This window comes from Acidobacteriota bacterium (assembly GCA_020349885.1).
Lineage (GTDB): Bacteria > Acidobacteriota.
Window position 1 is genome coordinate 907,804 of record CP070701.1, and the last position, 18,898, is coordinate 926,701.

General features: G+C 65.0%; 18 protein-coding genes. 8 read left to right on the top strand and 10 right to left on the bottom strand.

Going from position 1 to position 18,898, the window contains the following annotated elements; translation table 11 throughout:
* Positions 1-1,153: hypothetical protein (locus JSV08_03870; GenBank protein UCF81559.1), on the top strand; the 1,153-nt coding region annotated here is incomplete at its 5' end.
* A gap of 126 nt (positions 1,154-1,279) precedes the next feature.
* Here the strand turns inward: JSV08_03870 and JSV08_03875 are convergent.
* Positions 1,280-1,669, bottom strand: a complete 390-nt coding sequence (locus tag JSV08_03875; GenBank protein UCF81560.1) for a hypothetical protein — start codon at positions 1,667-1,669, stop codon at positions 1,280-1,282.
* Entirely contained in the window at positions 1,666-2,616 is a 951-nt protein-coding gene (trxB, locus tag JSV08_03880) for a thioredoxin-disulfide reductase (protein ID UCF81561.1), read from the bottom strand. Before trxB ends, JSV08_03875 begins: the two co-directional genes overlap by 4 nt.
* A 348-nt stretch (positions 2,617-2,964) precedes the next feature.
* Here trxB and JSV08_03885 point away from each other — a divergent pair, with 348 nt between their 5' ends.
* Entirely contained in the window at positions 2,965-4,947 is a 1,983-nt protein-coding gene (locus JSV08_03885; protein ID UCF81562.1) for a tetratricopeptide repeat protein, read from the top strand.
* Between the two features lie 33 nt (positions 4,948-4,980).
* Here the strand turns inward: JSV08_03885 and JSV08_03890 are convergent, their stop codons facing one another.
* The 4 genes from JSV08_03890 to JSV08_03905 form a co-directional block, all read right to left on the bottom strand.
* Positions 4,981-5,766, bottom strand: a complete 786-nt coding sequence (locus tag JSV08_03890) for a prepilin peptidase (GenBank protein ID UCF81563.1) — start codon at positions 5,764-5,766, stop codon at positions 4,981-4,983.
* Positions 5,748-6,611, bottom strand: coding sequence for a hypothetical protein (locus JSV08_03895; GenBank protein UCF81564.1), 864 nt, complete (start codon positions 6,609-6,611; stop codon positions 5,748-5,750). The genes JSV08_03890 and JSV08_03895 overlap by 19 nt, the downstream gene beginning before the upstream one ends.
* A gap of 112 nt (positions 6,612-6,723) precedes the next feature.
* Positions 6,724-7,491: an ABC transporter permease subunit gene (locus JSV08_03900; GenBank protein ID UCF81565.1), complete on the bottom strand. Its 768-nt coding sequence runs from the start codon at positions 7,489-7,491 to the stop codon at positions 6,724-6,726.
* Entirely contained in the window at positions 7,488-8,474 is a 987-nt protein-coding gene (locus tag JSV08_03905) for an ABC transporter ATP-binding protein (protein UCF81566.1), read from the bottom strand. Before JSV08_03905 ends, JSV08_03900 begins: the two co-directional genes overlap by 4 nt.
* 142 nt (positions 8,475-8,616) lie before the next feature.
* On the opposite strand from JSV08_03905, the gene JSV08_03910 reads away from it, so the two are divergent.
* From JSV08_03910 to trxA, 6 genes are all read left to right on the top strand, one after another.
* Complete coding sequence (locus JSV08_03910; protein UCF81567.1) at positions 8,617-9,927, top strand: FAD-dependent oxidoreductase; 1,311 nt, start codon at positions 8,617-8,619, stop codon at positions 9,925-9,927.
* Positions 9,928-9,933: 6 nt separating this feature from the next.
* Positions 9,934-11,166, top strand: coding sequence for a glycosyltransferase family 4 protein (locus tag JSV08_03915; protein UCF81568.1), 1,233 nt, complete (start codon positions 9,934-9,936; stop codon positions 11,164-11,166).
* Positions 11,163-11,642, top strand: coding sequence for a cyclic pyranopterin monophosphate synthase MoaC (gene moaC / locus JSV08_03920; protein ID UCF81569.1), 480 nt, complete (start codon positions 11,163-11,165; stop codon positions 11,640-11,642). The genes JSV08_03915 and moaC overlap by 4 nt, the downstream gene beginning before the upstream one ends.
* Positions 11,643-11,656: 14 nt before the next feature.
* Positions 11,657-12,970: a tRNA (N(6)-L-threonylcarbamoyladenosine(37)-C(2))-methylthiotransferase MtaB gene (gene mtaB / locus JSV08_03925; GenBank protein ID UCF81570.1), complete on the top strand. Its 1,314-nt coding sequence runs from the start codon at positions 11,657-11,659 to the stop codon at positions 12,968-12,970.
* 23 nt (positions 12,971-12,993) lie between these two features.
* Positions 12,994-14,670, top strand: coding sequence for a hypothetical protein (locus tag JSV08_03930; protein ID UCF81571.1), 1,677 nt, complete (start codon positions 12,994-12,996; stop codon positions 14,668-14,670).
* Positions 14,671-14,772: 102 nt separating this feature from the next.
* Positions 14,773-15,099, top strand: coding sequence for a thioredoxin (gene trxA, locus JSV08_03935; GenBank protein ID UCF81572.1), 327 nt, complete (start codon positions 14,773-14,775; stop codon positions 15,097-15,099).
* Here trxA and JSV08_03940 read toward each other — a convergent pair.
* The 4 genes from JSV08_03940 to JSV08_03955 all read right to left on the bottom strand — a co-directional run bounded on the left by JSV08_03940 (position 15,083) and on the right by JSV08_03955 (position 18,897).
* Entirely contained in the window at positions 15,083-15,841 is a 759-nt protein-coding gene (locus JSV08_03940; protein ID UCF81573.1) for a hypothetical protein, read from the bottom strand. The two genes, trxA and JSV08_03940, sit on opposite strands and share 17 nt — an antisense overlap.
* On the bottom strand, positions 15,838-16,872 hold the full coding sequence (locus tag JSV08_03945; protein ID UCF81574.1) for a site-2 protease family protein: 1,035 nt from the start codon (positions 16,870-16,872) through the stop codon (positions 15,838-15,840). Before JSV08_03945 ends, JSV08_03940 begins: the two co-directional genes overlap by 4 nt.
* Before the next feature lie 170 nt (positions 16,873-17,042).
* On the bottom strand, positions 17,043-18,185 hold the full coding sequence (locus JSV08_03950; GenBank protein ID UCF81575.1) for a tetratricopeptide repeat protein: 1,143 nt from the start codon (positions 18,183-18,185) through the stop codon (positions 17,043-17,045).
* 25 nt (positions 18,186-18,210) lie between these two features.
* Entirely contained in the window at positions 18,211-18,897 is a 687-nt protein-coding gene (locus JSV08_03955) for a lytic transglycosylase domain-containing protein (GenBank protein UCF81576.1), read from the bottom strand.
* Position 18,898 lies beyond the last annotated feature (1 nt).

An 18,898-nucleotide genomic window follows, 5' to 3' on the forward strand; every position in this document is an offset into this window, starting at 1 on the left:
AACTGACAGCGCGGTGCCTGCGTGCTCAGACACGACCGTTCCGGGCACGACGGTGACGGTGAATCCGCTGCCGACGCCCGTCATCTTGGAAACCTGCGGAGTTCCGAACTCGACGCTGGATGCCGGCGCGGGCTACGCGAGCTACTCGTGGACCTCGGTGCCTCCGGGCGAGCCCGGCGATGGAGCGACGACGCAGACTGTCCAGGTGCCGTGCAATTCGACGGGCAGCTACACCGTGACGGTGGAGGACGGCAACAACTGCTTCGGGACGTCGCCTGCAGAGGATGTCACGAACTGCACGTGTCCCTGCATCACGAGCGCGACGGCAACGGCGCTCGGGCCGACAACGTTCTGCGAGGGCGGCTCTGTGGACCTGGTGGCCACGCCGGACGACGGCCTCGGACCGTTCACGTACCTGTGGAGTCCGGGCGGCGAGACGACGCAGACGGTCACGGTGGGTGTGGCCGATACCTACTTCTGCGACGTGACGGACACCGATCCGGGCTGCGGCAACACGGTGACGAGCAACTCGATCGTGGTGACGGTGAATCCGCTGCCGACGCCTGTTATCACGGAGACCTGCGCGGCTCCGCTGGATTCGACGCTGGATGCCGGCGCGGGCTACGTGAGCTATTCGTGGAGCACGACGCCTCCTGGCGGGCCCGGCGACGGGGCGACGACGCAGACTATCCAGGTGCCGTGCGATACGACGGAGACCTACACGGTGACGGTTGAGGACGGCAACAACTGCTTCGGAACGTCGCCCTCTGAGGCGGTGTGTGGGTGCGGCGCGGCGCCGCCGGATGAGCCGTCGGATGCACCACCATATCTGAAGATAGCGAATGCAGCGGGAACGCAGGTGGACGTGGAAGATGAGAGCGGCAGCGGAGCAACCGCCTACGTGGTGTATGAGAACCCGATAGGGACGTTCTACGGGACGCCCGGACAGAGCGGGTGCCTGGTACCGATCGGGGCTGGGGCAGAACCCGGGACGGTGCGACTGAATTACGATATGGGAGCGCCGGATGTGTGGATCGTGGTGACGGCGGCGAACGCGGCGGGCGAGTCGAGCGCCGGACGTTCATGGGATTCGGCCGCAGGCTACGTGGAGCGGAGAGACGCCGGTTGGCCGCCTGAAGTGAACTGCCCGTAGGGCTTAACCTTCTTTGCAACCCGCCGCTTAGGGGCCTCCCCAGGGGAGGGGAGGTCCCCTTTTTTTGGGCTTACTCCCCCTTTCTTCCCTTTCCCTCGAGGGAGCGGTGCGGCCTTGCGGCCCGGTTTACTCCATCTCCGTCAGGTCTACCACGCTCGGGGCCATCTTGCGCAGCGTCCGCATCCCCACGCGCTGCCAGGCGATGGCCTTGCTGTAGACGATGTGCAGCATGTAGTGCAGGTCGGGCGGGGCGCCCTGAATCAGCTTGACCCACTTCATGAACATGAGGATGCCCGAGGAATTGAGGTAGGAGAGCTTGGTGAGGTTGAGGCACACCTCGGAGGCACCATGCTCGAGCGCTTCCCGGTGAACCTTTTCCACGTAGGGGAAGAAAATTTTCGAGGGGTTCTCCATCGAGATCTCGCCGACGAACTCGAGTTCGATCCCCTTGTCCGTGCTCTTGGGGAGAATCTTGACGCCCGGGTGAAGGAGCGGCGAGACGTCGTACCAGGTCATGCGCCCTGCTGCGCCTCTTTCGCTTCGAGGTATCGCTCGGCCTCTATGGCGGCCATGCAGCCCGTGCCGGCCGCGGTGACGGCCTGCCGGAACACGTGGTCCTGGACGTCCCCGCAGGCGTAGACGCCCTCGACGTTCGTCGCGGTCGAGTCGGGCCTCGTGACGAGGTAGCCTTTGGCGTCCATCTCGAGCTGCCCCTTGAAGATGTCGGTGTTCGGCGCGTGGCCGACGGCGACGAACACCCCCCCGCAGGAGACTTCCGTCGTCTCCTTCGTTTTCTTGTTACTCAGGCGGACGCCGGTCACCCGCTTTCCGTCCCCCAGGATTTCCCGCACTTCGGAATCCCAGACGAAGTCGATCTTGTCGTTCTTGAAGGCGCGGTCCTGCATAATTTTACTCGCCCTCAGCCGGTCTCGCCGGTGCACGACCGTGACCTTGGACGCGAACCGGGTGAGAAAAAGCGCCTCCTCCAGCGCCGAGTCGCCCCCGCCCACGACGATTAATTCCCGGCCCTTGAAGAAGGCCCCGTCGCACGTTGCGCAGCTCGAGACGCCCCGGCCCCGGTACTTCGCCTCCGACTCGAGCCCGAGCCACCTGGTGGAGGCGCCGGAGGCGACGATGAGCGTCTTCGCGCGGAGCGCCCGGCCGCCGTCCGTGGCGACCTCGAAGGGCTGCGCGCCGAGCTCCACGGCCTCGACGCGGTCCGTCAGGAATTCCGTGCCGAAGCGCTCGGCCTGCCTCGTCATGAGGTTCATGAGCTCGGGGCCGAGAATTCCCTCCGGAAAGCCGGGAAAATTCTCCACGTCGGTAGTTATCATGAGCTGGCCGCCGGGCTCGTTCCCGTGGACCACGACCGGCTCCAGGCTGGCGCGTGAGGTGTACACGGCGGCGGTCAGTCCGGCCGGGCCGGAGCCGATGATGACGACGTTCCTCGCGTTTTCCGCCATGGGCTCAGTGCTTTCCCGTTAGGTATGATCAGGTATGAGTCGAGAAACTATTATACATTAAAAACGAAAGCCGGGCTTTACCGCCCGCCAGCAATCGGCCCCTTCGCGCCGGGGATTAAAAAAGAAGGAAGCGCGGCGGGAGGGCTAGCACTTACCATGCTTAGGCACCGCGCTTCCAGGATTTCCTTTATAGCACGAATTCCGGCATTGTCAAGGGGAAAGGGAAAAGAATATGGGGTATAGTGCCATCCGCCATCTACCAACTGCTAGCTCCTTGCTGCCTCAAATTCTGCTACAATGAAAAGGGCGTAGAACATAGAACGATAGGACGATAGAAGGATAGTGAGCTTGAAATCCCGCCGATTTATCGTTTTCCTCGCGGTGGCCGTGGTAGTTCTGGCGGTGGCGGTGGCGGTGGCGGTCGCGGTGTGGCGGCCGTGGCGCTCGCCCGCCGGCTCACCGGCCGACGCCTCGGCTGAAAGCCGGTCCCCGGAGAGGCGGAACCTTATCCTCGTCACGCTCGACACCACGCGCGCCGACCGCTTGGGGTGCTACGGCTACGAGAGGGGGGAGACGCCCGCCCTGGACCGCCTCGCGGAGCAGGGGGTCACCTTCGACGCGGCCTACGCCCCCACGCCCATCACGCTTCCCTCCCACGCCACGCTGCTCACGGGCCTTTACCCCGTCTTTCACGGCGTCCACAACAACGGCAGCTACGAGCTTCTCAAGGGGTACCGCACGCTCGCGGAGATCTTTCGCGAGAACGGGTGGCGGACCGGCGCGTTCATCTCGGCCTTCGTGCTCCATTCGCGCTACGGCATGGCGCAGGGCTTCGAGGCGTTCGGCGACAACCTCCTGAACGGCTACCCGAAGATCAACTCCCTGGAGATCCGGAGCCGCTCGGCGCAGAAGACCCTGGACGAGGCTTTCCTTTGGCTCAAGGACGTGCGCAAGGAGAGGTTCTTTCTCTGGATTCACTTTTTCGACCCCCACCGCCCCTACCGCGCCCCGGCCCAGTTCGAGAAAAAATTTTCGAGGGATCCCTACGACGGGCAGATTGCCTACATGGATAGCGTCATCGGGGAGATGCTCGCGCGCCTTGAGCGCTGGCGGATTCTCCGGGACACGCTCGTGGTCGCCGTCGGCGACCACGGCGAGAGCCTCGGCGAGCACAAAGAGGGAAGCCACGCCTTCTTCATCTATAACGCCACGATGCTGGTACCGCTCATCTTCTCGCAGCCGGGCGTCCTGCCTTCGGGAAAGCGCTTCGCGCAGTCGATGAGCCTGACGGACGTCGCGCCCACGCTCCTCGAGTACTTCGACATTACCCCTTCGGGCAAGATGCAGGGGGAGTCGGTTCTCGCGGCGATGGAGGGGCGCGAGCCCCTGCGTGACCGGGCCGCCCTGCTCGAATCGGTCTTTCCCTACGAGAGCTACCACTGGGCGCCCCTGGCGGGGCTTGCGCTCGGGACCGAGAAGTACATCGAGGCGCCCGTGCCGGAGTACTACGACCTGGCGCGCGACCCCGGGGAGACGCGCAACCGGTGGAGCGAGGAGCCGGAGAAGCAGGCGCGGCTGGTCAGGCGCTACAGGGAGGAGAGAGAGAAATACCTTCCCGAGGGCGGCGAGCCCGAGTTCTCGCGCCGCGAGATGAGCAGCGAGGAAATGGAGGTTCTCAAAAGTCTCGGCTACGTCTTCGGCGAGGGCGGCGGCGAGGGCGGCGAGCTCCGGGACCCGAAGGACGCCATCGAGATCCTGGAGCGCCTCAAAATTCTCGAGAACATGATCGCGAACAAGGATCACCCCCTCGCGCAGAAGGATCTCGAAGAGATCGTGCAGCTCGACCCCGGCAACTACCAGGCACTCTACCTTCTGGGGCAGGTGTACGAGAAGCAGAAGCGCTGGGACGAGGCGGTCGCGCTCTTTCGGAAAGCCTACAGCATCAAACCGACCAAGGGCCTCGCGCGGGTCGGAATCGGACGCTACTACCTGAACCGGGGCGACCTGAAGAGGGCCAAGGAGGAATTCCTCGCGGCCGCGCAGGATATGCACTGCCCGGACGCCCACCTGGACCTGGCGTTCGTGTATTTGAGGGAAGGGGACATGGACGGCGCCATCGCGACCCTCAAGAGGGCCAAGGAGCTTTTTCCCTACAACGAGAAGATGTACAACAACCTGGGGCTGATCTACGTGAAGAAGGGCCTCCGGGACCTCGCGCGCGAGCAGTTCAAGCTGGCGATGTCGATCCGGGAGAACTACGAGCGCGCACGTACGAACCTGAAGCTACTCGACGGCGGCGTGAGCGAGGTGGCCGATCCGACGATGGAGTAATCTCGGAAAGAAGCCGCGCCGGGCACGGCCCGCTCAGAACAAATACTTAATCAGCTCGAGACTCTTGCTCCAGTACCACGCCTCGATCCGTCCGCCCGCGAAAAACTGAACGAGCGCGCCGAGGGAAAGGAACGTTCCGTACGGGAGCGCCGTCCGCCACGTGGCGCGACGGCGGACGGCGAGCCATGCGGCGTAGAGGAGTCCCGCGGCCGAGGCGAAAAAGAGCGTCCAGAGCGCTCCCTTCGGGCCGAGGAATGCCCCCACCAGGAGCATCATCTTCACGTCCCCGAGGCCCAGCCCCTCGCGCCGGCGCAGAAGATAGTAGGCGCCGTACATGACGAGCGTGAGCCCCGCGCCGAGGGCGGCGCCCAGAAGCGCTTGGAGAAAGGAGTGGTTCTCCGCCCACGCGGCGCCGGCGAGGCCGAACGCGGCGCCCGAAAGCGTTACGCTGTCTGGCAGGAGGAAGTGCCGCCAGTCGATGAAGGCCAGCGCGAGCAGGAGGCCCACGAAAGCCGCGCCGTAGAAAAACGACCACCCCAGGCCGTGCCGCAGGTAGAGCGCCGCGACGGCCGCCCCCATGGCGGCCTCCACGAAGGGGTACAGGGGCGAGATGCGCATGCGGCAGCGGCGGCATCGTCCGCGCAGCCAGAGATACGACAGCACGGGCACGTTGTCGTAGGGGGCGATGCGCGCCAGGCAGTACGGACAGCGGGAGGGAGGGCGAACCAGGGAGAGGCCATGGGGAATGCGGTGGATGCAGACGTTGACGAAACTTCCCCAGACCGCCCCGAACGCGAACGCTACGGCAGCGGCGAGCACGGCGGTGGAGGGGTCATGAAGCGATACTGGGATGAGCAAGATACGTCTCCCGTCCGCGGATCGTAGAGGTAGGGCTCGCCGTAAGGGTCGAGCAGCAGCGAGGGGAGAAAGCCCGCCCGTACGAGTGCCGCCAGGCTGTGCGGCCGTCTGCCCCGTAGCGCCCGGTATTCCTCCCGCGCCTTCTCCAGGCGAAGCTTATCTATCTTGACGCGGATCTCGAAAATGTGGCGTCCGGCGATGTTCCGGATCCAGCGGTCGTCGCTTTCGAGGCAAACCTGCTCCCACACCCGGACCGCCTCCTCGTAGCGGCCGGCCTTGGCGAGCATGGACGCGTGGAGGCGCTTCACGGCGGGACTCGAGCCCTGAACGGCCATGGCACGCCCGAAATAGTACGCGGCCTCCTCGTAGCGCGCCTCCTCGTAGCGCAGGAACGCTGCCTCAAACAGAAACATCCATTCCTTCGGGTTGTGCGCGATGCCCTTTTCCAGAAGCCGGACCGCCATGTCGCGGTCCTCGGCGTCGAGGCTCATTACGAGCGACCCCATGTAGTAAGCGTCGGTGAACGTCGAGTCAAGGTCGGTGATGACGTCGTAGATGTGCCATAGGTAGTCGAACCGCTTCATCCACCGCCCCGTGTAGTCGCCGTAGTACTGAATCGACCAGAGGTAGAGAACGTCGGCGAGAAGCATCGTGTGTCCGAGAGAGGTGATTTCCAAATACTCGCTCGAGGGAAGGTAGAGGAAGTGCACCTCCGCGCGGGGGCCGACGCCCTCGCGCTCAATGTGGTGCGTGAGGCCGAGCGCCAGCGCCAGGAAACACACGATGCCCGCCGCGCGCCAGATCATGAGACAATCTTTATCGGGCTTTCCGGTGCCATGTGCGATGAGTTCCGAATTCGTTCGGAAAGTGCAGAAGGTGCGGGGCATCCAACGCGGCGCTTTGCACCTTCCGCACGGTTCATGTCATGTCCTTCCGCTCGAAGATGACGCTCGCCGCAAGGAGCAGAAAGAGCGCGTACAGGACGCCGTAGAGGGCCGGAAGCACCACCCCGTACCGAATATCCACCGGGACGCCGTGCACGAGCTCCGCACGGACGTTGAAGCGCTCCAGGTTCGGAAGCACGAGATAAACCGCGTACCAGAACGATTGCAAGCCCTCGTCCACGGCACGGTTGGCGAGCATCCGGAACGTCCACGAGAGGTGCCCGATGATGTAGAAGGCGAGCGTGTAGAACGCGGCGAGGATGGGCGTGGTGAAGGTGGAGAACACGACTGAAAACGCGAGTATCACGAGTGCCTCGAAGAACGCTAGGAAGGCGCTTTCCATGAGAATCCACTTCCACTCGCCCGAGAAGGCGTAGAGCACCGCGAGAAGCTCCAATCCCAGGAAAACCACGACGACCAGGATGGTCACGGCGAGGCCGAGCGCTTTTCCGAAAAGGAAATAGGCACGGGCGATGGGCTTGGCGAGGACGACATGGATCGTGCGGCGCTCCATCTCGCGTGAAACCAGCCCGATGCCCAGAAAAAGCCCGATCATGGCGGCCGAGAGCGAGATTCCGGAAAGACCGACGTCGGCCATGATTTTCAGCTTGTCGCCGACCGTGAGTTCCCCCAGGACGCGCGCCGAGGCGATGAGTCCCGCCGCAAACAGAAACAAAAGATAGAGGATCCGGTGGCGGACCGCCTCGCGAAACGTGTTCAGGGCGATAGCGTAGATCTTCATGTCGCCGGCCCGTCTCCATCCTCCGCGGAGGCCTCGCTTCGGAGGGCTGGCGCCCCGGCGTCCTCCCGGGCCGGACGCTCAAACAGCTTAACGAGGAGTGCTTCGAGCGAAGGCTTCTGGGGAACGACGCTTTCCACGGTTCCGCCGTTTAGGGCCACGAGCGCGAGCAGTTTGTCTTTCTCCTTCGCGTCGCGGGCGTGCACCATGTGCGCCCCGTCCTTCTCGAGCGCCACGGTGAAATCCTTGAGCGCTTCGCGCTTGATGCCGCGGCAGACGATCTCGTACCGTTGCTCCGGAACCTGCTGCGCCAGGTCTCGCATGGCGACGCACTCCACGCGGCCGTCGCGCAAGATCCCCACGCGGTCGCAGAGCATCTCGGCGTCGGCCAAGATGTGGCTGCTGAAGAAGACGGTCTTGCCGCGGTCCCGGAGCTCCACGAGGAGGTCGCGCACGTCCTTTCGCCCGAAAGGGTCGAGGCCCGCGAGCGGCTCGTCCAGGAGGAGCAGGTCGGGGTCGGCGATGAGCGCCTGCGCGAGGCCGACGCGCTGGAGCATGCCGCGCGAATACTTGCGCAGCGCGAGGGACGCGGCGTCCGCGAGGCCGATGCGCTCCAGCAGCTCGCCGCTCCGCGCGCGGCGCTCCGGGGCGGAAAGGCCCGCGAGCGCGCCGTAGAATTTCAAAAATTCCAGCCCCGTTAGGTAATCGTAGAAGTACGGGTTCTCCGGAAGGAATCCGATCCGGCGCCGCGCGGACGGTCTCGTGTGCGGCACGCCGAACAGCTCGATGCGCCCCCGGTCGAGGCGAAGGAGGTTCAGGGCGGTCTTTATCGTCGTGGTTTTTCCGGAGCCGTTCGGCCCCAGGAATCCGAAAATTTCCCCTTCATGAACGTCGAAGGACACCCCCTTGAGCACCGGGCGCTTGCGGGGCAGGAACCCTCGCCCGAGCGCCTTGTGCACGTCTTCGAGCCGAAGCGCGATTTCCATACCCAACTATGTTAGGCGCGTCCTCGAGAGGGTGTCAAGGCGTGGGAGGAGCCTCTGCGCTCCCCGCGGAAGACGCTGTATAATAACCACGTATGTCTTTAGTGCCTGAAGCCACCTGCTGTGGCGTCCTTTTGGGAGGCCCGTGAGTCGCTTCCACGCGGACGTTCTGGTGCTGGGCGGAGGCCTGACGGGTCTCGCCACGGCCTACTTTCTTCGGGGCCGCAGGGAGTGCGTCGTCTGCGAACGTGAGTCCGCGCCCGGCGGGCTCGCCCGCTCCGTCCGGTGCGGGAAGTTCACGTTCGATCTGACGGGCCACCTTCTTCACATGCGGCGCCCGGAGAACCGCGCGCTGGTCAAACGCCTTCTGCGCGGCAACTGGGTCCATGTGGAGCGGCGCTCGAGCGTCTTCTCGCACGGCGCGCTCACGCCGTACCCGTTTCAGGCCAACCTGCACGGGCTTCCGCCCGAGGTCGTGCGGGAGTGCCTTCTCTCGTTCGTCGGGGCCCGGCAGGCGAAGCGAAGCCCCGAGGCACCCAAGAAGAAATCGTTCAAGGCATGGGCGAGGGAAACCTTCGGCGATGGCATCGCGCGGCACTTCATGATTCCCTACAACGAAAAGCTCTGGCGCACGGACCTCGACGCGCTCACGGCCGACTGGGTTTCGTGGAGCGTTCCGCGGCCGTCGCTCGAGGACGTGGTGCGCGGGGCGCTCGGGATCGGTAAAAAGCAGTTCGGCTACAACCCGACGTTTCTCTACCCCCGGGAGGGCGGCGTCGGCGCCTTCAGCACGGCGCTGGCCCGCCGGGTCGACGGGCTGCGCCTGGGCGCCTGCGTGCGCGCGATCGACCTTCGACGGAGGAAGGTGCGGTTTGCAAACGGTGATACAGCCACGTATAATTGCTTGGTGAGCACCATGCCCCTGCCGCGGCTCGTGGGCAGGGCGTGCGGCGTGCCCCAGGCGCTTCAGCGGCTCGGGGGAAAATTGCGGTTCGTCAACGTGCTCAACTTTAATCTCGGGTTGCGCGGAAAGAAGCGCTGCGAGAGCCATTGGGTGTATTTTCCTGAAAAGGAATTCGTGTTTTATCGGGTAGGCTTTCCCTCGAACTTCGCCCCCGCGCTCGCCCCCCGGGGACACTCGACCGCGTACGTCGAGGTGTCGTACCGTTCCGGCGAGCGCCCTCGCGTTCGGGACCTTTACCGGCGCGTGGTCGAAGGGCTAAAGCGGTGGGGCGCGGTGAAGCGGGAAGGCGACATCGCCATGGTGGACGCGCGGCGCATCGAGCCCGCGTACGTGCTCTTCGACGGCGCGCGCCGGGAGGCGGTCGAGCGCCTGCGCGCTTTTTTCGACAAGCACGGCGTGGCCTCGCTCGGGCGCTACGGGCAGTGGGATTACCTGAGCATGGAGGACTCGCTGAACGCCGGGCGTGCGGCCGCGGAGCGCCTCGCGAAATAACAATTTATGACGGAACCGGAAGTTTATTCCAAGCCTGACCAGGAAAGGATTGAGATGTCGCTTCCCGAAACGATTCGGGTGGTGCACATCATCACGAAGCTCGAGTTCGGCGGCGCCCAGATGAACACGCTCTACACGGTCGAGCACCTGGATCGCGAGCATTTCGAGGTGACGCTCATCGCCGGCGTGGGCGGCTACATGGCGCCCCGCGCCAAAGCGCTTCAAAACACTCGCTGCTATTTCATGCCCGAGATGCGGCGCCCCATCTCCTTGCTGCGCGACTGGCGGGCGTTTTGGAAGATCCGACGCATCCTGAAAAAGCTCCGCCCACACATCGTCCACACGCACAGCTCCAAGGCGGGCATCGTCGGCCGCTGGGCCGCCTACGCCGCCGGCGTCCCGGTCATCATCCACACCATCCACGGCTTCGCCTTCAGCGAGTACCTCCCCGCCTGGCGGAACATGCTGTACGTCTTTTTGGAAAGAATCACGGCGTGGATCACGACCAAATTCATTGCGGTCTCGCGCGCGAACATCGACGAGGGGAAGAGCAAAGGAATCCTTGGCGAACACGACGCGGTCAACATCCGGAGCGGCGTGGACATCCAGCGCTTCGCGAACGCCAAGGTGGACCGCGAAAAGAAGCTCGCCGAGCTCGGCATCCAAAACGGCGCCAAGGTAGTGGCCATGGTGAGCTGCCTCAAGCCCCAAAAGGCGCCCCTCGACTTCTTGCGCGTCGCCCGCTACGTGCACCGCCAGATACCCGATGCGCGCTTCCTCTTCGTGGGCGACGGGGAGATGCGTCTAAGGTTTGAGGAAAGGATTCGGGAAATGAGGCTGGAAGACGTCGTGAAGCTCACGGGCTGGCGGGAGGACGTGCCGGAGATTATGAAATCCATTGACGTGCTGCTGCTCACCTCGCTCTGGGAGGGCCTGCCGCAGGTGTACCCGCAGGCCATGGCGGCGGGCGTGCCAGTCGTGGGCACGGACATCTCCGGCGCGGACGAGGTGGTGCACGACAACGTCACCGGCATCCTCGTGCCGCCCCGAAGGATTCCAAAAATCGGCGACGCCGTGGTGCTGCTCCTCCAGGACGACGCTCTGCGGCGCAGCATGGGCGAGGCCGGGCGCCGCTACTTGCGGGGGTTCGACCGGGAGACCATGGTGGCGGAACAGGAGGTGCTTTACTACCAGCTGGTCCTTAAGCACCTTCCTGAGCAATTCCAGCCCAAGTCATGAAGCTTCCCCACGCCGACGCCCGCGGGAAGGCCCGCATGGTGGACGTCGGCGGGAAACCCGCCGCGAAACGCAGGGCCGTGGCGCAGGCGACGCTGCGCGCCCCCGCGAAGGTGCTCCGGGCCGTTCGAGAAAACACCCTCGCCAAGGGTGACGCCCTGGCCGCCGCCAAACTCGCCGGCCTGATGGCCGCCAAGCGCACAGCGAGTCTGATTCCCCTCTGCCACCCGATCGCGTTTTCCTTCGCCGACATCACGTTTCGCTTCAACCGCTCCCGCATCGTCATCGAGAGCGTCATCGAGGGCAAGGCCAGGACGGGATTCGAGATGGAGGCGCTCGTCGGGGCCGCGGTGGCGGCGCTCACGCTCTACGACATGGCCAAGGGGCTCGACAAGGGCATGGCCGTGGAGGAAATCGCGCTGCTCGAAAAAATCGGCGGCAGGAGCGGAACGTACCGAAAACGGCGGCGGCGGAAGTAAGGGCGTAAAGGGACATGCGACACCGCACCTTTTACGTCCGCACGTTCGGCTGCCGCCTGAACCAGTTCGACTCGGCGCTCGTCGAGCATGATCTGCGCGAGCGCGGCTGGCGGCCCGCACGGACGTTTCGCGACGCGGCGGTCGTCGTCGCGAACACGTGCACCGTCACCCGCCGCGCCGACTCGGACGCGCGCCGGTTCGCCCACCGCGTCAAGCGCGGCAACCCGACGGCGATCCTGGTCCTCACGGGCTGCTACGCGACGCGCAACACGACGCTGCGCGAAAAAATTCCTCAAATCGACTTCCTCGTCTCGAACGCCGACAAGGCGCGCATCGCCGAGATCGTCGAAAGGCACGCGCGGCAGGAACCGGTCGAGCACGTCTACGACGGCGACATCCTCAAGGCGCGCGAGCTGGACTACGCCCCGTTGGAGAGATTCTTCGACAAGTCGCGCGCGTTCCTGAAGGTGCAGGACGGCTGCGACGCGCGCTGCACGTTCTGCATCATCCCCGCGGTGCGCGGCGCGAGCCGGAGCCTCCCGCCCGGGCGCATCGAGGAGCAGGCGCGCCGCTTCGCCGAGGCCGGACACCCCGAGATCGTGCTGACGGGCATCCACCTCGGCCGCTACGGGCTCGACCTGAACGGCGAGGGCGTGAACCTCGCGCGGCTCGTCGAGCGGCTTCTGAAGATCGAAAGAATCCGGCGCCTGCGCCTGAGCTCCATCGAGCCGCTGGAGGTGACCGACGAGCTCGTCCGCCTGGCCGCGGGCGAGGAGCGCATCGCGCCGCATTTCCACGTGCCGCTCCAGAGCGGCTCGGACGCGGTGCTCCGCCGCATGGGGCGCCCCTACCAGGTCTCGCAGTACGCGCGCGTCCTCGAGCGCGTCGGAAAGAATCTGCCCGACGCCGGAATCGGCGCCGACGTCTTGGTGGGCTTCCCCGGCGAGACCTCAAAAGATTTCGACGCGACGCTCCGCTTCGTCGAGCGGAGCAACCTGACGTACCTGCACGTCTTCCGCTATTCGCCGCGTCCGGGGACGGCGGCGCTGCGCTTTCGGGAGAAAGTGCCCGGGCGCGCCGCCTCGGAGCGGGGCGCGCAGCTGAGGAACCTTTCGCGCCGCCTCAACCTGCGCTTCCGCCGCGCGCAGGAGGGAAAGATTCAGCGGGCCGCGCTCCTCGAAAGCCGGAGCGGCGCTCCCGCGGCTCTTACTGGAAACTACATCGAGGTTTCGCTCTCGGCTCCGCCGGACGGCGCGGGAAATTTCTTCCCGCTCCGCATCGAGCGCGCCACAGCCAAGGGAACTTGGGGCAGGGTAGCGGCACCGTAGTTTAGAGGAAGGCGTCTTTCGGCATGACTTCCCTCCTTCTCCTGCGCTTTGCGATTTTCCGGAACGCGGTGTGGCCGTTGCGGTGGACGACGGCGCTGAAGGCGGGCGCCATCGGGTTCTTCGGCCTCGCCTTCATGGCGGCGCTCTACCTGGCCTCCGTGCGCGTTTTTGAATATCTCCTCTCGTTTCCCGATTTCTCGCCGTTCTTCGTCCTCGGGTTCGCCGAGCGCCTGCTCGCCATGGTCTACCTCTTCGTCTTCTCGATGCTTCTCTTCAGCAACCTCACCGCCTCGCTCTCGTCGCAGTACCTGGCGAACGACCTCGTGCTCCTTCACGCCCTTCCGCTCGGGCGGGTAAAAATTTTCCAGGAAAAATTCTGGGAGACGGCTCTGAGCGCGTCCTACGTCGCGGTGGTGTTCCCCCTGCCCATCCTGCTCGCGCTGGGCAAGGTGTTTCACGGCGGGCCGGAGTATTACCTGGCGCTTCCGCTCGTTCTGCTCCTGTTCGCCGTCGCGCCCTCCGCCCTGGGCGCGCTCGGGACGCTCTTCCTCATGCGCGTGCTCCCGGCGGAGAAGACCTCGCGCCTGCTGGGAGTGCTGGGGCTCGCGGCGGGCATCGCGGTGGCGCTTGCGATCCGCTTCATGCGCCCGGAGGAAATTTTCGCGACCGAGGACACGGACGAGATTCGGGAGCTACTGCAGCGCGTGGCGCTTCCCGCGGTGCCCTACCTGCCCTCGACGTGGGCGGCGCGCGCGAGCATGTCCTTTCTCGAAGGCACGGCGGGGGAGAGCCTCCTGCCCCTCTTGTGGCTCGCGGCGCTCGCGGCGGCGGCGTGGGGTGTCCTGACGCTCGTCGCGTCGCGCCTCTACTTCCGCGCGTGGGAGACGGCGAACCTCACGGAGCACATCACGCACCGCGTCAAGCGCACGCCGGGCGCGCGGACGCTCCGGCGCATGCTGAAGGGCTTTCACCCCCACACGGCGGCGCTTCTGTGGAAGGACTCGGTCTCGTTTTTCCGCGACTCGGCGCAGTGGTCACAGCTCGCGCTCCTTGCGGCGCTCGTGGTGATCTACCTCTACAACCTGGCCAACCTTCCGTTTCCCAATCCCATACTCCGGGACGCGCTCTCGTTTGCCAACGTCGGCATGGCGGGCTTCGTCCTCGCCGCCGTGGCGGCGCGCTTCGTCTACCCGGCGGTAAGCATAGAAGGCCGCGCCGTGTGGCTCCTCTACGCGGCGCCACTGCGGCTGGGGCGCGTCTTGTGGAACAAATGCCTCACCGCCTTCGTGCCGCTTTTCGGCCTCTCGCTCGTCATCGTGACGCTTTCCAATTGGATTCTCGAAGTGGACCGTTACATGGCGGTGCTCTCCGTCGGCATGCTCTTTTTCATCACGCTCGCGCTCACGGGCCTCGGCATCGGCATGGGCGCCGCGGCGCCGCAGTTCGACGCCGAGAGCGCCGCGCGCGTCGCCGTATCCGGCGGTGCGCTCCTCTACATCACGGCGAGCCTCGCGTACGTGGCGCTCTCGATGGCGCTCGCGGCGCGCCCCGTGTACTTCCACTTCATCCGCTCCTCCTACGGGTGGGAATACAGCGCCGCCGCGTGGGCGCACTACGCGCTCTTCATCGTCCTGAGCCTCGGCCTTTTCGTCGCGCCGCTTCTCTGGGGCGCGCGGCGGCTCGCGGAGCACGAAGCGTAGGGCGCGGGGCGGGAGCTGCCGGAAACCGCGGACTTTCCGAGTCTGGTATCCCCGCGGCGAATGTGCTATGCTTGCGTTTCACGCAAAAACAGGAGGTTTTGCATGCCCGAGCATACGGTAAAATTTACCGACGATAATTTCGAGGAGAAAGTCCTCAAGGCCGACAAGCCCGTCCTGGTGGATTTTTGGGCCACATGGTGCGGCCCGTGCAAGATGGTCGCCCCGACCATCGAAGCGCTCGCCGAGGAATACCAGGGAAAGATCAAAGTCGGGAAGCTGAGCACCGAGGAGAACCAGAAAGTTCCTGCGGATTTGGGCGTCCAGGCCATCCCGACCGTGATTCTTTTTAAAGACGGCAAGGAGGTGGACCGCGTCATGGGCGCCGCGCCGAAAGAGGCGTTCGTCGAGCTGATCAAGAAGGGGCTGTAGGGTTTTCTTCCGGCGGCTCTTCCTTTGCCCCGGAAGGCTCGTCCGAGTCGGGGGAAGGGGTTTTCATGGGCTGCTCGGGGACGGAAACGGAGAGCGGCTCCCGCTTAAAAACGTATTCCAGGAAGCCGTAGTAGCGCGGACCGAGGGGTCCCACATATAGGTAGCGTGCGATGGCGTCGAGGGTTACCAAGAAACCTCCCGAAAGTTGCCATAATAGCGGAAACAGGAAAGCGGGATGGCCGCTCAGAATCCAAATCGTTGCAAGCACCATTACTGTAAAGCCGACCCCGCCTTCCAAATAGCAAGAGTAAAGCGTCAGAACACGCGCGGGCACTTCCAGCTCCTTTTCCCATCTTCGTTTCGTCCGCTCCTGCGCAAATCCCAAAAGGGGCGCCAGCAAAAGCATCCCCTGCCCAATGCGTCTGCGTTCACGAGCGCGCTCATGGGTCTCGCCCAGCGCGCAGATGTAGTCTTCGTCGTAGTGCACCGTGGCACCTGCCAGGTCGGAGGTGTCCTTCGGCCAGGGCGCAAGCACATAGACCAGATCACAGGCGCCGCCACCGTCCCGGATCTGCGCGATATAGAACGCCTCGCCGCGGACGACGACGCGCGTCTTTCGGAATTTCCGCAGCCGCCACGTCTCGTCTTTGGGTTCCTTCGAGAACACGAGGAGCGTGCCGTCCTCCTGCGGGACGACGTGGTCACGGCCTACGGTGAATGGCCCGCTTTCCGTTTTCCTCATTCCACAAACCACACGGGCACGGGTATGAACGTCAGAACCAGCATGGCAAGGCCGAAGCACGCAACCAGGAGGCGCCGCCCGTCGAGCGGCTCCTCGGAATACTGGACGCGCGGATGGCGGAATCCCATCAGGGCGAAGATGACGCACCACAGGAGCCACCCCGGCCACCAAAGGGAGAGCACGAGCGCCACGACGAACACCGCCCGCCCCACCCAACGGTAGGCGTTTCCCATGCATGCGTAGAGCATGTGGCCGCCGTCGAGCTGCCCCACGGGCAGCAGGTTGAAGGCCGTTGCGAGAAACCCGAACCATCCGGCGAAGGCCATGGGGTGAATGAAAAGCACGGAGTCTGCGGGAAGCGGGCCAAACAGGACCGACCGCATCCACGCCATCACGAGCGGCTCCCCGAACACCATGATGCTCCCCGTGTCGGCGGTGCGGATGACCGTGCTCTGCGCCAGCCCGAGGAAAGCAATCGGCACGGCGACCACGAAGCCCGCGATGGGCCCCGCGACGCCGATGTCGAAAAGAATCTTCCGCGTGGGGATCGGCGAGCGGATGCGGATGAAAGCGCCCATGGTGCCCACGATGCTCGGGAAGGGAAGAAAGTAAGGAAGCGTCGCGTCCACGCCGTAGCGGCGGCAGGTGAGGTAATGCCCCAGCTCGTGGCAGCCGAGGATAAGAAGAATCGAAAACGAGAAAAGCACGCCGTTGAGCCACACAATGGGACTCAGCAGGCCGCGCAGAAGGTAAGGAGATATGGCGATAAAGTAGGAAAGCAAGGCGACCGGGAGCGTTTCCGGCTTGAACGTCTCGGCCATTTCCTCCTGAAACAGGAAACGAAAGGCGTTGTACCAGCCGGCAGCGAGCGTGGTGAATCCCGTCAGGACGAACAAAAGGACGTTCCAAAAAACCATGGGCCTCGGCGGGGGCTGCGGCGGCGTCTCGTGCGGAGGAGAAAACACCTCCGGCGCCGCGCCCGTGTGATGCGGCGCCGAATAGGTATACGGCTCAAGCGGTGGATAAGTCATTTCGGAAAAACTTCGCCGTCATGGTGTTGTGGGGCAACCCGGTAGGGGCGCGGTGTCTGCCGACTTGTGTCGAGCATCCTCGGCTAGTCGGGACGCGCCCTATTTGGGCTGGGAAAGCCCCGCCCCCTCAAAATTGAACCGGGGCAATCTCATTCCGCGGATATCTCCCGTCAAGGCTCCCAGAGGAGCACCAGCCCCGCCGCGACGAAGCGCAGCACGGGGTCCTTGTGCGGAAGCAGGGGATGGCGCGAGGCAATCTCGGGCGGCTTCGCGCACGCCCAGCCGAGCACTCTTGAAACGGGCGTTTGGAATGGAAGCACTTCGAGGTTCTGCACCGCCGGCCGGGCGCGGGACGCCACGGCGATGACGCCCTCTCCGCTGACGACGAGAAACGAGCGCTCCCCGAACGAGCGCTCGGCGCCCTCGAGGCCGCCGCTCATTCCCCAAAGCGCGTCCTGCAGGACGTGGAACGCGTCGAAGCCTCCGGCCAGAAGGTACCCGGAGCGCTCCGGCGGAGCGGTGAAGAGAATTTGTCCGCTCCCTTCCAGACGGATAAGGCGCGCAGAAAACGCCGCATGCGACGCCCGAAGCCACCCGGCCACCCCGGCGGCGTTTCCCGCCGAAGCGTAGAAATGCTTTTCGACCGACACGCGAAGCGCGCGCCCCCGGTCGAAAAGGGCGAAGCCTCGCGGGTGCGAGGCGCTCTCGGCATCAAACACGCGAATTTGCAACTTTACGGTCGGGGGTCGCGACTCGCGCTGGGCCGCGGGGGGCGGCTGCTCGACGCCGAGAATGTCCTCCTCCCGGGGCACACGCACCTTGAGCGTGTCCGCGCCGCTCGGGCCGGGGGCCTCGGCGCGCTCGGCGAACGCCCTGCGAATGCGGTTCGCCTGCTTGTCCGCGCCGCTCTTTTCGTAGCACTCGAGTGCGCGCCCCAGCTCCCCCCGCCGCTCGTAGACCAGGCCCAGGTACATGCTCGCCTTGGTGTGGCGCGGCTCGAGTGTGAGCGCTTTCGTGAGGTGGGCCTCGGCCTCGTTCAGGCGGTTCATCTTGATGTAGACGAGCCCCAGGTTGAGATGAAGCGTATGCACCTGCGGGTTGTTTTGCACGAGCGCGCGGTAGATTTCCTCGGCCTCCCGATAGTGGTCGAGGCGGAAGTGCATAAGGCCTAGGAGGTTCAACGCCTTCTCGCTGTGGGGACGAAGGCGCAGCGCCTGCTCGAGCGGCTCCAGGGCTTCCGCGTGGCGGCGGGCCCGGGCATGGCGCTGCCCGGCTTCAAAAAGCGCGTCGAAATTTTCGGAAGGCTCCGGCATGGAAACCCTGTCGCACCAAAGCGGCCTAAAAGTTGGTGCGCCGCGTGAAGACCACCGGCGAAACGTTCCGCGCGCCCGCGGGGACGGCGTTGGAGATGCACGTGCGCCCCGTCTCGTCCTCGTAGCGGTAGAAGCGGCTGTCGGGCGGCCTTGCCGCCTTGTAGTAGAGCGCGAGCACTTTCTTGACGAAATTCCGCGTCTCCGGATACGGCGGAACGCCTCCGTAGCGCTCGACGGCGTCCTCGCCGGCGTTGTACGCGGCGAGCGCAAGCTCCAGGTTGCCCTCGTAGCGGTCGAGGAGGGCGCGCAGATGGCGTGTGCCGGCCGCAAGGTTCTCGATGGGGTCAAAGCGGTTCTCGACGCCGTATTGCTTCGCGGTCTGCGGCATGAGCTGCATCAGTCCCGCCGCCCCCTTGCGCGAGACGGCGCGGGGGTTGAAGTTCGACTCGACGGCGACGACCGCCTCCACGAGGCGGGGATCAAGCTTGCGCGAGTGCGAAAAATTCTGCACCTGGTGGCGATAGCGGATGCGCCTTTCCCCGTCGATCCAGTGGCCCGAGAGGAAGGAGCGCGAGAGCCCCTCCGTGAGGCGGGCGAGTCGGATTTCGTCCTGGGCGGAGGCGCCCCACCCCGCGAGCAGGAGGAACGCCGCGAAAACAAGCGTCAAACGCTTGCCCCGTGTGCAGCGTCGGGGTCGGTGGAAATTTCCCATA

Bases quoted from the DNA above. Each gene is read 5' to 3' on its own strand.
- JSV08_03875 (UCF81560.1), bottom strand. From the start codon at position 1,669: ATGACCTGGTACGACGTCTCGCCGCTCCTTCACCCGGGCGTCAAGATT.
- trxB (UCF81561.1), bottom strand. From the start codon at position 2,616: ATGGCGGAAAACGCGAGGAACGTCGTCATCATCGGCTCCGGCCCGGCC.
- JSV08_03895 (UCF81564.1), bottom strand. From the start codon at position 6,611: ATGATCTGGCGCGCGGCGGGCATCGTGTGTTTCCTGGCGCTGGCGCTC.
- JSV08_03900 (UCF81565.1), bottom strand. From the start codon at position 7,491: ATGAAGATCTACGCTATCGCCCTGAACACGTTTCGCGAGGCGGTCCGC.
- JSV08_03905 (UCF81566.1), bottom strand. From the start codon at position 8,474: ATGGAAATCGCGCTTCGGCTCGAAGACGTGCACAAGGCGCTCGGGCGA.
- JSV08_03915 (UCF81568.1), top strand. From the start codon at position 9,934: ATGACGGAACCGGAAGTTTATTCCAAGCCTGACCAGGAAAGGATTGAG.
- moaC (UCF81569.1), top strand. From the start codon at position 11,163: ATGAAGCTTCCCCACGCCGACGCCCGCGGGAAGGCCCGCATGGTGGAC.
- mtaB (UCF81570.1), top strand. From the start codon at position 11,657: ATGCGACACCGCACCTTTTACGTCCGCACGTTCGGCTGCCGCCTGAAC.
- JSV08_03930 (UCF81571.1), top strand. From the start codon at position 12,994: ATGACTTCCCTCCTTCTCCTGCGCTTTGCGATTTTCCGGAACGCGGTG.
- trxA (UCF81572.1), top strand. From the start codon at position 14,773: ATGCCCGAGCATACGGTAAAATTTACCGACGATAATTTCGAGGAGAAA.
- JSV08_03940 (UCF81573.1), bottom strand. From the start codon at position 15,841: ATGAGGAAAACGGAAAGCGGGCCATTCACCGTAGGCCGTGACCACGTC.
- JSV08_03945 (UCF81574.1), bottom strand. From the start codon at position 16,872: ATGACTTATCCACCGCTTGAGCCGTATACCTATTCGGCGCCGCATCAC.
- JSV08_03950 (UCF81575.1), bottom strand. From the start codon at position 18,185: ATGCCGGAGCCTTCCGAAAATTTCGACGCGCTTTTTGAAGCCGGGCAG.
- JSV08_03955 (UCF81576.1), bottom strand. From the start codon at position 18,897: ATGGGAAATTTCCACCGACCCCGACGCTGCACACGGGGCAAGCGTTTG.